The sequence below is a fragment of the Delftia sp. 11MD genome (genome assembly GCF_050907895.1).
Taxonomy (GTDB): domain Bacteria; phylum Pseudomonadota; class Gammaproteobacteria; order Burkholderiales; family Burkholderiaceae_C; genus Comamonas; species Comamonas tsuruhatensis.
In genome coordinates this window covers 158208-170952 of the sequence record NZ_CP194333.1, presented here as the reverse complement: position 1 = coordinate 170952, position 12745 = coordinate 158208, and the positions used below count along the sequence as shown (strand labels likewise).

Genomic DNA, 12745 nt, shown 5'->3' with positions numbered 1-12745 from the left:
AGTCGAACGGACATGGAATTTCGCTATCAGTACTACGGCAGCACGCAGGTCAGCGACACGGCCACGCAACAGGCGTTTTCCTTCGCGCCCGACCTGCTGCGGCCTCCCACGCGCTTCGACGGCCTGCTCAGGCGCGACGGCCCGGCCTTCCTGCAGGTGCGCGAAGGCCTCAGCGCGCTGCACAGCGTGGTGGTCAGCGACATGCGCACGCGCGGCCGCGACAAGACGGCCTACCGCGAATGGCTGCAGGAGCATGAGTCCCAGCTGCTGGCCGGCTTCATGGCCGACACCGGCGGCGCCCAGGCGCGCGCCAGGGAAATCAGCGCCGAACTCAAGGACCTGCGCGAGACCCGCAACCAGGTGCTCGCGCCCTTCTACAAGGCGCAGCGCAAATACTTCGACTGGCTGTACCAGGCCAACCGCGATGCCTGGTACGTGCTCGACCCCGTGATCACCGTGCACCCGGACCGGCTGCTGTTCGAGGCCTTCAGCCAGGACGAGTCCAGCTACTGCGCGGTCAGCATCCGGCACGAGGCCTTCGAGCATGCGGGCGAGCGCATCTGCGGCACCACCAACATCGACTACTCGGCCAGCCTCTACGAAGAATTCCAGAAGATCCGCAGCTACCGGGACACGCGGCTGACGCTGGACCCGGCCGGCTTTGCCGTGCAGGTGGGCGCCGATCCGGCACTGCGCGAGGAAAAGATCGACCTGCCCGACAGTTGGCTGCGCGGCTTCGTACAGGTCTCCAGCGCCATGGCCCTGCCCGCCACCGTGGTGGAACTGCACCCCATGGACCTGTTCAACATCTGCGCGCGGCTGCGTGCCCGGCGCGAGCGCCATGGCCCGCGCGCGCTGCGCTTCGAGCTGACGCCGGGGCAGCCGCCCGCCGTGGTGTTCGAGCCCTGGGAGGAACGCCTGGCCACCCGGCGCTCGCACGTCGTCAGCGATGCCTTGGGCACGGGCGGCGGCACCATCCGCCTGTGGGGGCGCCGGCGCCTGCTCACGCTGGAACGGCTGATCCCGCAGGCCACGCGCGTGCGCGTGCACCTGCTGGGCAGCGGCATGCCCAGCTTCTGGGTGGTGGAGCTGGGCCAGGTCACGGTCACGCTGGGCCTGTCGGGCTGGAGCGCCAACGACTGGGCCGCCAGCGCGCGCTTTCACCTGATGGCGCCGCAGGCCGAGGTCACGCCCGCCCAGGTCGAGGCCGTGGGCCGGCAACTGCAGTCGTGCTGGCAGGCCGGCGCGCAGGAACTGGCCCAGGCCACGGGCCTGGCACAGGCCCAGGTGCACACGGCCATGACGCGCTGGATGCAGGCCGGGCGTGCCGTCTACGACCTGGACGCCGGGCGCTACGCCTGGCGCGAGCTGCTGCGCGAGCCGCTGACGGCGCAGCAATTGCAGCCTGCCAACCCCGAGGAGGACAAGGCGCTGGCCCTGGTGCGCGGCAAGGCCATTGCCCCGCCGCGCATTGACCGCAAGGACGGCTTCAGCCGCATCACCGGCCAGATACCGCGCGCCGACGGCAAGCGCCTGTTCGACACCCAGCTCGAACTCAACGCGGACGAGCGCCTGACCGATGCGCGCTGCAGCTGCAACCACTACCAGCAGCACCGGCTGCGCCAGGGGCCCTGCGAGCACATGATTGCGCTGCGCCTGGTGGCGCAGGCCCAGCTCGATGCCGCACGCCAGCCGGCAGGCCCGCAGCAGGCGGCCGCAGCAGGACAAGGAGAAATCGCGTGAACCGCCTCAATTGCTCTACACTGCCACGCGGAGCGACGCGCAGGCTCTTGCAACCCGGGTGGTGTTTCGCCACCCTTGTGAACTGCCGTTTCATGCACCACGGGCGCCGTTTTCACTGTGCCACCCCAGCGACGGTATGCGTTTTCCTGAGTGGCTTGCTACAAGCGAAACACGCATACCGTCGCGGGGTGGCGTCGAGCGAACAGCTCCCGTCCCGTGAGCCCTGCGGGCTCTTCGACGAGAAGCGCGTCGCTCCACCTTCTTGCCCGCCTCGCACCGGCCGGGCCCGCCTTGCAGGGGTTGCCGCATGAGCCAGCCGCAACCCACGCGCGCCGAGATCTACGAGCGCATCAAGGCCTCCAGCAAACAGGAAGTTATCCTCGAGGAAATGCAGCGCCTGGGCTTCTGGCCCAAGGGCGAGGGACAGCCGCAGCTGGCCGCCGCCCACATCCAGCGCGAGGGCGAGTTGCAGCGCGAGCTGGCCGAGCTGCGCCAGCAGATCGCCGTGCGCCAGAACCCCGAGCGCGCATTGCGCCAGATGCGCAAGGAGCGCATGCAAAAGGCGCTGGCCCAGCGCGAGGAAACCAAACGCCGCCAGGCCCAGGAACGCCATGACAAGGCGCTGGCCTGGCATGCCAGGCGGTCCACGCACGTGGGCTATCTGGGTCCCGGCGTCTCCGCGGCCCTGCAGGATGCCGCCCGGGATGGCACGGAGCGCAGGCAGGCCGATCCGCAGCGGCTCGCCCGGCACGGCCTGCCGCAGCTGGCCGATGCCGCCCAGCTGGCGCAGGCCATGGGCATCACGGTGGCCGAGCTGCGCTTCCTGGGCTTTCACCGCGAGGTGGCCCGCACCCACCACTACCACTCGTTCACCCTGCCCAAGAAGACCGGCGGCGAGCGGCTGATCTCCGCGCCCATGCCGCGCCTCAAGCGCGCGCAGTACTGGGTGCTGGACAACATCCTCGCCAAGGTGCCCGCGCATGGCGCCGCCCACGGCTTCCTGGCCGGCCGCTCCATCGTGAGCAATGCCGCGCCGCATGCGGGCCACGACGTGGTCATCAACCTGGACGTGAAGGACTTCTTTCCCAGCATTGCCTTCGGCCGCATCAAGGGCGTGTTCCGGCATCTGGGCTATGGCGAGGCCATGGCCACCCTCCTGGCCCTGCTGTGCAGCGAAAACCGCGCCCAGGCCTGGCAGGTGGATGGCGAGAAGCTCTTCGTTGGCGGCAAGGCGCGCGAGCGCGTGCTGCCCCAGGGCGCGCCCACCAGCCCCATGCTCACCAACCTGCTGTGCCGCCGCCTGGACCGCCGCCTGCTGGGCCTGGCCAGGCAGCTGGGCTTTGTGTACACGCGCTATGCGGACGACCTGACCTTCTCGGCCTCGGGCGAGGCCGCGCGCGACAACGTGGGGCGGCTGCTGGGCCGCGTGCGCTGGATACTGCGCGACGAAGGCTTCACGCCCCACCCCGACAAGGAGCGCGTGATGCGCAAGGGCCGCCGCCAGGAGGTCACGGGGCTGGTGGTGAACGCGGACAAGCCCGGCGTATCGCGCCAGACGCGCAGGCGCCTGCGCGCCGCCCTGCACCGCGCCACGCAGGCCGGGACAGGCCTGCCAGGCCAATCTGTCCAGCGTGCCCAGGCGCCCCACTGGCAAGGCCAGCCGGCCCATGCCTCGCAGTTGCTGGGAATGGCGCAGTTCGTCCACCAGATCGATCCCGTGCAGGGCGGGCCGCTGCTGGCACAGGCCCGGCAGCTCACGCGCAGCCCTGTGGACCGGGCGAACGACGCCCTGCTCGAGGCCAGCCGGCAGGACCGCGCCGCCGCGCGCGCCAAGCCCCCCGCAAACGCCACGTTCCGGCGCCTGGCAGCCGGCGGGCAGGCACCTGCGCTGGCCAGCGGCAAGCCATGGTGGCAGCCGGCCGCACCCGCAGCGCCCGTGCTGGAGAAGACCGACCAGCAGCGGCGCGAGCAGCGCCAGGAGGAACGGCAGGCCGCCCGGCAGGCGGCTGGCCCTGCCCCCGGCGCCGCAAGCGCCCTGCCCGCGGCATCGACCTCTCCATCGCCATCACCGGCCGCACCGGACCCGAATCCGCCCGCATCGAAAAGGCCGCCGATGGCCGGCCTGCTCACCTACTGGGCGCAGATCGTGATCTGCTTCCTGCTGGGCACCGTGTTCCAGGCCCGGCTGATCACGCTGATCGGCATCGTCCTGGTCGTCATCCTCAGGTACCGGCGCATCCAGCGCTGGGATGTCTTCGGGGCGGCGATGGTGGTGGCCGTGCTGGTCGGCCTGGGATTGCGGCTTTCGTAGCGATCAGCGCACCGCGCTGCGCAGTGCCAGAAAGCGGCGCGGCGAGGTGCCCACGGCCTTGCGGAACATGGTCACGAAGGCCGGTGCGCTTTCGTATCCCAGGGCATCGGCCACGGTCTGGATGCGCAGCCCCTGGGACAGCTGCTGCAGCGCGGTGAGCACATGCAGCTGGCGGCGCCACTGGTTGACGGTGAGGCCGGTCTCGGCCAGGAACAGCCGCGTCATGCTGCGCTCGCTCATGCCGATGCGCTGGGCCCAGTCGGCCAGCCGCGCCTGCAGCTGGGGCTGCTCGCACAGGGCGCCGGTCATGCGGCGCAGGCGGCGGTCGCGCGGCAGGGGCAGGTGCAGGCCCTCGGGCTGCGCGTTCTGGATTTCATCGAGCAGGACCTGCATGAGCCGGCCATCGCCGCTGTCGGGCTCGTAGTCCTGCGGCAGGCCCTGCACGCGCTCCAGCAGGGCATGCAGAAAGGGCGAGACGGCCAGCGCATGGCAGGGGCCGGGCGCGGGGCGCGCCGCGCCGGATTCCACAAAGACGATATGGCCGCTGGCCGCACCGCTGCAGCTGACGCGGTGCAGCGTGCCGCCCGGAATCCAGGCGGCGCTGCGCGGCGGCACCACGCAGACGCCGGCCTCGGTCTCCAGCGTGATCAGGCCCGCATTGGTGACCATGAGCTGGCTCTTGCGGTGGGCATGGAAGTCCATTGCCCAGTCACCCGGGCCCGAGCGCATCGGCAGGACGATCACGGGACGGTCCACATGGTCGGGATCCCACCTCTCGGGCAGGACTTTGAGCAGGGCGGAATCCACGGCATTCATGGTGTTTCTCTCAGTTCATGTCAATCGGTCATCAATCGGACCCGAGCAGCTCCCGTGCACGCTGCTGCGCCTCCTCGGGGGAGGCCACCAGCAGCATGGGATAGCCCCAGGCCTTGCCGAACATCTGTGCGAAGGCCTCGGCCTCGGCGCGCTTGTGCGCATCGGGCTCGGCGTGGACAAGGGCGCGCACCAGGCTTTTGAGCTCGGGGCGGCGGGCCTTCATCCACAGCACGACCTGCTTGCACTCCGCGGGCGAGCGCTCCTCCTGGGACATGTCGCCGTCGCTGAAGAAGACAAAGGCCTGGCCGCGGGCCAGCAGGGCCGAGAAGTCCTCCAGCAAGCGGTCCACGGGCACGGCCTTGTCGCGCTCGTAGCCCATGCGGACCAGGGGAAAGCTGCTGCTGTCGATGTACATGGAAACCTCCGGCCGATGCCATTCAATACAAATGAGACCCATTACTGTATGAATGAACGGCAGCTGCGTCATTGCAGCACTCGGCCAAAGAATTTCGCAGTCCGGCCAGGACGCCTGCAGGGGCGGTACAAGCCCCGGTTGCCCTGTTCCTGCGCTTTCGCTCAGAATGGCCGCATTCTTCGAGTTCAAGTGAACTTGAAGTCAAGCCACGAAGGAAAGCCACCATGAAAACCGAGGATGATCCGCTGCTCAGCATCGGCGACGTGGCGCAGCGCAGCGGGGTCAAGGCCTCGGCGCTGCGCTTTTACGAGTCGCTGAACCTGATCGAGTCCGTGCGCAGCGCCAGCGGCCACCGGCGCTACCACCGCTCGTCGCTGCGGCGCATCGCCTTCGTGGTGTTCGCCCAGCGCATCGGCTTCACGCTGGAGGAGATCGCCGAGCAGCTGGCCAAGCTGCCCAGCCGCCATGTCCCCACGGGCGGGGACTGGCAGAAGATGTCGCGGGTCTGGAAGCAGCGGCTGGACGACCGCATAGGCGAGCTGCAGCGGCTCAGCGAGAGCCTGGACCAGTGCATTGGCTGCGGTTGCCTGTCACTGCGCCACTGCGTGCTGCACAACCCCGGCGACCTGTGCGCACAGAACGGCCCGGGGCCGCGCCGCTGGCTGGGCGACCCGCCGCCCGTGGCCATGGGCGGGCCCTGCCCGGGCCACTGCCACGACGAAGGCTGATCAGGACACGCGCCGTGTCGTGACGAAGTCCAGCACGGCCTGCAGCATGCGCTGCAGCGTGGGCTGGATCTGTTCGGCGCGCTCGGGAAGGTAGTCGAAGGGCAGCGCTTCCTGCATGTAGCTGCACTGCGTCATCTCCAGCTGCACGGCGTGGATGCCGGCCTCGGGCTGGCCGTAGTGGCGCGTGATGTAGCCGCCCGTGAAGCGGCCGTTGAGTATGGCGGTGTGGCCCGGCGCGGTCTGCGCAATGGCCAGCAGATGCTCGGCCAGTTCCAGCGCGCAGCTCGTGCCCTTGCCGGTGCCCAGGTTCAGGTCGGGCAGCTTGCCTTCGAAGAAACGCGGCAGCACCGAGCGGATGGAGTGCGCGTCCCACAGCGCCACGGTGCCGTGCACGGCCTTGAGGCGGTCCAGCTCGGCGCGCAGCTGTGCGTGGTACGGGCCCCAGATGGCTTCGCGGCGCGCGGCGATTTCGGCGTCCGCGGGCACATCGGCCGGGTCGGCGTACAGCGGCGTGTCGTCGAAGGTGTCCACGGGGCACAGGCCGGTGACGCTCTGGCCCGGGTAGAGGCTGGCGCCATCGGGCGGACGGTTCAGGTCCACCACATAGCGCGAATGCGTGGCCACGAGGATGGAGGCGCCCATGGCCCTGGCGAACTCGTACAGGCGCGGCAGGTGCCAGTCGGTGTCGGGCACGTGGCGGGCTTCCTCGGTCAGGCGCGCGGCGATGTCGGGCGGCACATGGGTGCCCGCATGCGGCATGGAGATCAGCAGCGGCGCCGTGCCCTGGTGGAAGATGAAGGGAGGGGGAGCGGTATCGGTCATGGCGTGATTCTGGAACGTTTCTGGCGGTTTTTGCGGGCCCATGGCATGCGGGGGCCTCAGGATTGCAGGGTGGCCGCGCGGGCCGCGACAAAGCCATGGGCTGCCGCCTCGTGCAGCGCATGCCGTCCGGCCTGCACGCGGCGCTCGCCGCCCACCCACAGGCTGTGCAGGGCGCTGCTGCGGTGGCTGCCGAAGACATGGGCCGAGACCATGGCCTGCACCGGCAGGCCGGCCAGCGCCACATGGTCTGCATCCAGCGCCAGGAAGTCGGCCTGCTGGCCCACGGCCAGCCCGGCCACGGGGCGGCCTGCGGCCTGGGCACCGCCCTGCACGGCAGCGGTCCACAGCGCGGTGCCCACCTGCGGGTCGGGGCCGGCCAGCACATTGCGCTGGCGCAGCGACAGGCGCTGGCTGTATTCGAGCATCAGCAGTTCCTCGGCCGCGTTGACGCAGGCATGGCTGTCCGAGCCCACGCCCCAGGCGCCGCCGTGGCCCAGCCATTGCGGCATGTCGAAGATGCCATCGCCCAGGTTGGCCTCGGTGGTGGGGCAGATGCCGGCCACGGCGCCGCTGCGTGCGGCGCCCGCGTATTCACCGGGCGTCATGTGGGTGGCGTGGACCAGGCACCAGCGTGCGTCCACGGGGGCATGCTCCAGCAGCCATTGCACGGGGCGCTGGCCGCTCCAGGCCAGGCAGTCGTCTACCTCCTGGGTCTGCTCGGCAATGTGGATGTGGACGGGCGCGCGCGCGTCCAGCGCCGTCAGGCCCTCCACGGCCACGCGCAGGCTGTCGGGCGGCACGGCGCGCAGCGAGTGCGGCGCCAGGCCCAGGGCCGCGCCCTGGGCACGGGCCTCGGGCAGCAGGCGCTGCAGCAGGGCCAGCATGTTGTCGGTGCTGCGGATGAAGCGCGCCTGGTCGGCGCGCGGCGGCTTGCCGCCGAAGCCGCTGGTCTGGTAGAGCACGGGCAGCAGGGTGATGCCCATGCCGGCCTTGCGCGCGGCGCGCAGCAGGGCCAGGGACAGCGTGGCGTCGTCGGCATAGGGCCGGCCATCCCGGTCGTGGTGCACGTAGTGGAATTCGCAGACCGAGGTGTAGCCGGCCTCCAGCATCTCCACGTACAGCCAGGTAGCGATGGCCTCCAGCGACTCGGGCGTGATGCGCGCGGCAAAGCGGTACATGAGGTCGCGCCAGCTCCAGAAGCTGTCCTGGGCCTCGGCGCGGTATTCGGTCAGGCCCGCAAAGGCGCGCTGGAAGGCATGCGAGTGCAGGTTGGGCATGCCGGGCAGCACGGGGCCGGGCGCGCGCGGCGCGCTGCCGGACGGGGCGTCGGCCTGTACGGCCAGCAGGCGCCCTGCGCCATCCCAGCGCAGCAGCACATTGCGCGCCCAGCCCGTGGGCAGCAGCGCATGCTCGGCGAACAGCGTGCGGCTGTCGGAAGTCTGGTCGATGCCGCTCATTGCACGGCCTCCAGGATGTCGGCCAGCGCGCGCACGAAGCGTTCGTTGTCGGCCTCCGTGCCCACGGAGACGCGGATGAAGTGCTCGAAGCCCGGCTCCTTCCAGGGCTTGACGATCAGGCCCCGGGCCAGCAGCGCCTCGTTCACGGGGCCGTTGGGGCGGCCGATGTCGATGAACAGGAAGTTGGCGGCCGAAGGCGCTATCCGAAGTGCGGGCAGTGCAGGCAGGGCGGCCAGCCGCTGCGCCAGCACATCGCGCAGGCGCACGGTCTCGGCCACGCCGCGCTGCATGAAGTCCTCGTCGCCCCAGGCCGCCAGCGCCGCCGCCTGGGCGGCCTGGTTGACGTTGAAGGGCGTGCGCACGCGGTCCAGCAGTTGCACCAGGGCCGCGTCGCTGGCCAGTCCGTAGCCCACGCGCAGGCCGGCCAGGCCCCAGGCCTTGGAGAAGGTGCGCAGCACGATCCAGGGCATGGCGCGGCCGCGCAGCAGGGCCAGCACGTCGGGATAGCCGTCGGCGTGCAGGGCGTACTCGTAGTAGGCCTCGTCCACCACCAGCAGGGTCTGCGGCGGCGTGGCGTCCAGCAGGCGCGCGAAATCCCCGGCGCTGAACATGCAGCCCACGGGATTGGAGGGATTGGCCAGCATGGCGATCTTGGGGCCGCGCGCCAGCGCCTGGCACCAGGCATCGACATCGAAGTCCAGCGCGGGCGTCAGCTCCAGCAGCTCGACGCGGGCGCCCATCATGCGCGGGTAGATCTCGTGCAGGCCGAAGGCCGGGCGCTGGGTGAGCACGCGGTCGCCGGGCGAGAGAAACGCCTGGCAGAGCATCTGCAGGATGTCCTCGGAGCCGTTGCCCACGGCAATGGCCTCGGCCGGCACGCCGGTGCGCGCCGCGATGGCCGCGCGCAGCGCCGTGCATTGCGCATCGGGATAGGTGCCCACATGCAGGGCCAGGTCGGCCAGGGCGCGGGCCACGGCGGGGCTGGCGCCAAAGGGGTTCTCGTTGCTCGCCAGCCGCGCGATCTCGGTGACGCCGTAGCGCGCCCGCACGGCCTCGGAGGACAGGCCTGCGTTGTAGGGCGGCAGCGGCGGCACTTCGGGGCGTGCCAGGGTGTGGATCGCGTGGATGGCGGGAGCGTTCATAGGTCGAATACCTTGCCGGGGTTGAACAGATGCAGGGGGTCCAGCGCCTGCTTGATGGCGCGCATCACGGCCAGTTCGGCCGGCGTGCGGCTGGCGCCGAGATAGGGCTTCTTGTGCAGGCCGATGCCGTGCTCGGCCGAGACGCTGCCGCCGAACTCGCCGACCAGGTGGTACAGCGCGGCCTCGACGCCTTCGCAGTCGCCGTTGGCGGTGGCACCGTCCACCGAGACATGCAGGTTGCCGTCGCCCACATGGCCGAAGAACAGCGAGTGGTGGCCGGGCCAGCGCGCGTCGAACGCGGCGCGGCAGGCATCGGCGAAGCGGCCGATGTCGGCCTGGGGCAGGCTGACGTCGAAGTTGACGGGCGGATGCATGTTCGTGTTGAGCTCGGCCGGCGCCTCGCGCAGCTTCCACAGCTGGCGCGCCTGGGCCACGGACTGGGCGATGACGGCATCGGCCACCTCGCCGGCCTCCATGGCCTCGCCCAGGGCCTCTTCCACGTCGGCGCGCAGCGTGGCCTCGTCCTTGCCGTCCACATCGATCAGGGCCAGCAGCGCATGCGCCTGGCCAAACGGCGGCTGCAGCTTCTGCCAGCGGATGGAGGCCTGGATGAAGCTGTCCCACATCAGCTCGAAGGCCGCCACGCCGTTGCCAAAGCGCGATTGCATGCGCGCGAGCACGGACAGCGCCGCATCGAAGTCCGGCACGGCCACCAGGGCCGTGGCGCGGGCCTGGGGCGCGGGGCGCAGGCGCAGCAGCACGCGCGTGACGATGCCCAGCGTGCCCTCCGAGCCGATGAAGAACTGCTTGAGGTCGTAGCCCGTGTTGTTCTTGAGCATGGGGCGCAGCATGGGCAGCACCGTGCCGTCGGCCAGCACCACCTCCAGGCCCAGCACCTGCTCGCGCATCATGCCGTGCTGCAGCACGCCGTTGCCGCCCGCATTGGTGGCCACGTTGCCGCCGATCTGGCAGCTGCCGCGCGCGCCCAGGTCCACGCCGAAGACCATGCCTGCGGCCACGGCCGCCTCCTGCACGGCCTGCAGCGTGGCGCCGGCCTGCACGGTCATCAGCGCGGTGCGCGCGTTCACGTCCTCGATGGCATTCATGCGCTCCATGGAGACGGCCACGGCACCCGCCACGGGCACGGCCGCACCGGCCAGGCCCGTGAGCCCGCCCTGGGGCACGACAGGCACGCGGTGGGCCGTGCACAGGCGCATGAGCGCGCTGACCTCGTCGGTGCTGCGCGGGCGCACCAGGGCCAGCGGGCGCTGGGGCGGCGTGCCGCTCCAGTCGGTGTGGTAGCGCTCGGGCACATCGTCGCCGCGCTGCGCCACTTCGGCGCCCAGGGTGGAAATCAATTCATCGAGAAACAGTGCATGGGGCATGGGACAGGCTTTCAGTGGCTCCCCTGCCCGCGGGTCCGCACGATGCGGCCCTGGCGCACGATGGTGCAGTCAGGCTTGCTGCCGAACCAGTAGGCCAGCTCGGCCGCATGGCGCACGGGCCAGAGCACGAAGTGGGCGGGACGGCCGGCCGCGATCAGGCCATGCTCGTCCTGCAGGCCCAGGGCGCGCGCGGCATGGCGGGTGATGCCCGCCAGGGCCTCGGGCACGGTGAGCCGGAACAGGGTGCAGGCCATGTTGGCCATGAGCAAAAGGCTCAGGCAGGGGGAGGTGCCCGGATTGTGATCGGTAGAGACGGCCATGGGAACGCCCGCGGCGCGCAGGCCCGCGATGGGCGGCATGTGGGTGTCACGCAGCGTGTAGTAGGCGCCGGGCAGCAGCACGGCCACGGAACCCGCGTCGCGCATGGCGGCAATGCCGGATTCGGACAGGTGCTCGATGTGGTCGCACGACAGCGCGCCATAGCGGGCCGCGAGGGCCGCCCCCTCCATGTTCGACAGCTGCTCGGCATGCAGCTTGACGGGCAGGCCCAGGCGGCGTGCGGCCTGGAAGACCTGCTCGGTCTCGGCCAACGAGAAGGCGATGCGCTCGCAGAACACATCGACCGCATCGACCAGGCCCTCGGCCGCCAGCGCGGGCAGCATGGTGCCGGCGACGAGGTCGATGTAGTCCTGGCTGCGCCCTGCGTACTCGGGCGGCAGCGCATGCGCGCCCAGGAAGGTGGTGCGCACGGTCACGCCCAGGGCCTGGCCCAGGCGTCGGGCCACGCGCAGCTGCTTGCGCTCGTGCTCCAGCGCCAGGCCGTAGCCCGACTTGATCTCGATGGCGCAGACGCCCTCGTCCAGCAGCTGCTGCAGGCGCGGCAGGGCCTGGGCGAACAGCTCGTCCTCGCTGGCCTCGCGCGTGGCACGCACGCTGGAGACGATGCCGCCGCCGGCGCGTGCCACTTCCTCGTAGCTGGCGCCGTCCAGGCGCATGGCGAATTCGTTGGCGCGCTCGCCGCCATAGACCAGGTGGGTGTGGCAATCGACCAGGCCCGGCGTGGCCAGCATGCCCTGGCCTTCATGGCGCGGCAGGGACGCATATGCGGGCGGCAGGGCCTGCTGCGGCCCCACCCAGGCCACGCGGCCCTGCTGCACCACGATGCAGGCATCCTCCCCGTCACCCACGGCCTGGCCGGCCTCGAACATGTCAGGCGCCAGGCGCAGGTTCTGCCAGCAGCCGTCGGCCGAGGAGGATGGAGCGAGTGCGGAAGCAGGTGCAGAAGCGGATGCAGAAGCGGGTGCGTGGGGCTCGGTCATGGGGTGAGTCCTTGGATGTCGTGGTTCGTCAGCAGGCTTGCAGCAGCACCTGCACCAGCCGCGCGTCGTCGGTCTGCGGCACCAGCTGCTGCGGGTCGGGCTGCGGCGCGCTCCACCACATGCCCTGGCCGGGGATGAGCGCAGCGCCATCCGCCTGCCAGTCGCCCTGCAGCACCATGCACAGGCCGGCGTCGGCGCGGCCGGCGTCGGCAGCGCTGTCCAGCACCTGGACCTGCGCTCGCCACCGGCCGCGCCGCGCCATCACGTTGAAGTCGGTGGAAGTGCCGCCCAGCAGCGAGCAGCCCAGCGCCACATCGCCGGAGAAGGCAAACGGCTGCCAGCGCGCGTCCAGCACATGGTCGATGCCTTCGCCGCGCAGGTGCACGCCGTCGCCATCGAGCAGCATGATCTGCCGGTCCACGCCCGCAAAGGCCGAGAACGGGCCGGGCTGGTCAATGGTGGCCACGCTGATGCGCCAGCCAAAGGCCTCCATGCCCGCCCCGGGCGGCCAGCAGGCGATCTCGCGCGTGCTGCCGCCCCCGTTCTTCCAGGGGCTGGCGGCGATCTGGTTCAGGTCGAAACGCTGCATGGCCGTGGTGTCCTGCAA

The 12745-nt window shown here is 70.8% G+C and carries 11 protein-coding genes; 3 read left to right on the top strand and 8 right to left on the bottom strand.

Annotation, left to right across the window (positions count from 1 at the left end; translation table 11 throughout):
• Nucleotides 1-12: 12 nt before the first annotated feature.
• Complete coding sequence (locus ACRSCF_RS00755; RefSeq protein WP_034365607.1) at nt 13-1743, top strand: SWIM zinc finger family protein; 1731 nt, start codon at nt 13-15, stop codon at nt 1741-1743.
• Between the two features lie 307 nt (nt 1744-2050).
• Nucleotides 2051-4054: a reverse transcriptase family protein gene (locus tag ACRSCF_RS00750; RefSeq protein WP_244387709.1), complete on the top strand. Its 2004-nt coding sequence runs from the start codon at nt 2051-2053 to the stop codon at nt 4052-4054.
• 3 nt (nt 4055-4057) lie between these two features.
• Here ACRSCF_RS00750 and ACRSCF_RS00745 read toward each other — a convergent pair whose 3' ends face one another.
• Both ACRSCF_RS00745 and ACRSCF_RS00740 read right to left on the bottom strand, forming a co-directional pair.
• The gene (locus tag ACRSCF_RS00745; RefSeq protein WP_016447389.1) at nt 4058-4870 is read right to left on the bottom strand and encodes an AraC family transcriptional regulator; all 813 of its coding nucleotides are present in this window, start codon (nt 4868-4870) and stop codon (nt 4058-4060) included.
• 31 nt (nt 4871-4901) lie between these two features.
• Nucleotides 4902-5285 (bottom strand): hypothetical protein, encoded by a 384-nt coding sequence (locus ACRSCF_RS00740; RefSeq protein WP_432675179.1) that lies wholly within the window; start codon nt 5283-5285, stop codon nt 4902-4904.
• Nucleotides 5286-5509: 224 nt separating this feature from the next.
• On the opposite strand from ACRSCF_RS00740, the gene soxR reads away from it, so the two are divergent.
• Nucleotides 5510-6013 (top strand): redox-sensitive transcriptional activator SoxR, encoded by a 504-nt coding sequence (gene soxR / locus ACRSCF_RS00735; RefSeq protein ID WP_012202096.1) that lies wholly within the window; start codon nt 5510-5512, stop codon nt 6011-6013.
• Here the strand turns inward: soxR and hutG are convergent, their stop codons facing one another.
• From hutG to ACRSCF_RS00705, 6 genes are read right to left on the bottom strand one after another with little or no spacing between them, the layout of a single operon-like run.
• A complete protein-coding gene (hutG, locus tag ACRSCF_RS00730) occupies nt 6014-6877 on the bottom strand; it encodes an N-formylglutamate deformylase (protein ID WP_082254156.1) in 864 nt (287 codons plus the stop codon). It lies immediately after the preceding gene.
• Between the two features lie 14 nt (nt 6878-6891).
• On the bottom strand, nt 6892-8292 hold the full coding sequence (locus ACRSCF_RS00725; RefSeq protein WP_244387708.1) for a formimidoylglutamate deiminase: 1401 nt from the start codon (nt 8290-8292) through the stop codon (nt 6892-6894).
• Nucleotides 8289-9434 (bottom strand): histidinol-phosphate transaminase, encoded by a 1146-nt coding sequence (locus ACRSCF_RS00720; protein ID WP_034365613.1) that lies wholly within the window; start codon nt 9432-9434, stop codon nt 8289-8291. Before ACRSCF_RS00720 ends, ACRSCF_RS00725 begins: the two co-directional genes overlap by 4 nt.
• Entirely contained in the window at nt 9431-10819 is a 1389-nt protein-coding gene (locus ACRSCF_RS00715; protein ID WP_016452220.1) for an FAD-binding oxidoreductase, read from the bottom strand. The genes ACRSCF_RS00720 and ACRSCF_RS00715 overlap by 4 nt, the downstream gene beginning before the upstream one ends.
• 11 nt (nt 10820-10830) lie before the next feature.
• The gene (hutI, locus tag ACRSCF_RS00710) at nt 10831-12138 is read right to left on the bottom strand and encodes an imidazolonepropionase (protein WP_244387707.1); all 1308 of its coding nucleotides are present in this window, start codon (nt 12136-12138) and stop codon (nt 10831-10833) included.
• Between the two features lie 28 nt (nt 12139-12166).
• Nucleotides 12167-12727: a HutD/Ves family protein gene (locus ACRSCF_RS00705; protein WP_016447382.1), complete on the bottom strand. Its 561-nt coding sequence runs from the start codon at nt 12725-12727 to the stop codon at nt 12167-12169.
• Nucleotides 12728-12745 lie beyond the last annotated feature (18 nt).

Bases quoted from the DNA above. Each gene is read 5' to 3' on its own strand.
- soxR (WP_012202096.1), top strand. From the start codon at position 5,510: ATGAAAACCGAGGATGATCCGCTGCTCAGCATCGGCGACGTGGCGCAG.
- ACRSCF_RS00755 (WP_034365607.1), top strand. From the start codon at position 13: ATGGAATTTCGCTATCAGTACTACGGCAGCACGCAGGTCAGCGACACG.
- ACRSCF_RS00750 (WP_244387709.1), top strand. From the start codon at position 2,051: ATGAGCCAGCCGCAACCCACGCGCGCCGAGATCTACGAGCGCATCAAG.
- ACRSCF_RS00725 (WP_244387708.1), bottom strand. From the start codon at position 8,292: ATGAGCGGCATCGACCAGACTTCCGACAGCCGCACGCTGTTCGCCGAG.
- ACRSCF_RS00705 (WP_016447382.1), bottom strand. From the start codon at position 12,727: ATGCAGCGTTTCGACCTGAACCAGATCGCCGCCAGCCCCTGGAAGAAC.
- ACRSCF_RS00720 (WP_034365613.1), bottom strand. From the start codon at position 9,434: ATGAACGCTCCCGCCATCCACGCGATCCACACCCTGGCACGCCCCGAA.
- hutI (WP_244387707.1), bottom strand. From the start codon at position 12,138: ATGACCGAGCCCCACGCACCCGCTTCTGCATCCGCTTCTGCACCTGCT.
- ACRSCF_RS00745 (WP_016447389.1), bottom strand. From the start codon at position 4,870: ATGAATGCCGTGGATTCCGCCCTGCTCAAAGTCCTGCCCGAGAGGTGG.
- hutG (WP_082254156.1), bottom strand. From the start codon at position 6,877: ATGGGCCCGCAAAAACCGCCAGAAACGTTCCAGAATCACGCCATGACC.
- ACRSCF_RS00715 (WP_016452220.1), bottom strand. From the start codon at position 10,819: ATGCCCCATGCACTGTTTCTCGATGAATTGATTTCCACCCTGGGCGCC.
- ACRSCF_RS00740 (WP_432675179.1), bottom strand. From the start codon at position 5,285: ATGTACATCGACAGCAGCAGCTTTCCCCTGGTCCGCATGGGCTACGAG.